The sequence below is a fragment of the Vibrio sp. 1727 genome, assembly GCF_033344415.1.
GTDB classification, from domain to species: Bacteria; Pseudomonadota; Gammaproteobacteria; order Enterobacterales; family Vibrionaceae; genus Vibrio; species Vibrio alginolyticus.
In genome coordinates this window covers 1-816 of record NZ_JAWPOT010000170.1, presented here as the reverse complement: position 1 = coordinate 816, position 816 = coordinate 1, and the positions used below count along the sequence as shown (strand labels likewise).

1 pseudogene is annotated in these 816 nt (G+C 46.2%); it reads right to left on the bottom strand.

The features are described from left to right. Positions 1 to 816 (bottom strand): annotated as a pseudogene (locus R8O10_RS24590) (exopolyphosphatase); the annotation flags it as partial.

Below are 816 nucleotides of genomic sequence, written 5' to 3'. Positions count from 1 at the left end.
GAACTCTGGTAACTCATTGAGCCTTAGCGCTTTGCGTTGAAAGCGTGCAAGCGTCGCCAAGACGAGTTGTTGCTCACGGTTAAAACCTTGCAGGGTTGAATGCAGAAGAATATAAAACGAGTGGCGATGGAAGCTGCGTAGGTTGATGCTTAGCCCAACTTCATGCAGCAGAGCGGCCCATTCTAATAAATCAAACAGTTCGCTTTTCTTTTTAATCCCAAGCTCAGAATGTACTTGTTCAAGCATCTCGCGTGCGTGACCTTTTACGCGTGCAGCGTGCTCGAGATCCACACGATGTTTTTGTGCTAGGTTTTCCGTGGTACGCATGCGAATGTCAGAGCGAGCAAACCGCTCTTCCATTTCATATAACAAGCCTTCTCTCAATGCTCCATCAGAGAAAAACATCTGGTCGATTTTTAGTGCCTGAAAAATCGCAGCTAAAATCGCCACACCAGCGGCAAATACCGGTTTACGTTCATCGGTCAAGCCAGTCAACTGAATATCATCAATTGACGCGAACTCGTTTAAAGTATCAATGAGCTTACTCAGACGCTTTGCTGTAATTAAACCGTCTTCAAAGCCCAGCCCAATCAATACCTCTTGAATCGCTTTGATGGTGCCTGATGAGCCGAGTGCAATATCCCAACCTTTCTTGCGGTATTTGGTCGCGATGGACTCTAACTTTTGTTCGGCAGCGAGCATGGCTTTGCTGAAGTTTTTGCTCGATAACTTGCCATTTTTGAAGTACTGCTGTGTAAAGCTGACGCAGTCCAGCTGTTTGCTATTAAGCAGTTCTGGCTCGAACTCTTGTCCGAT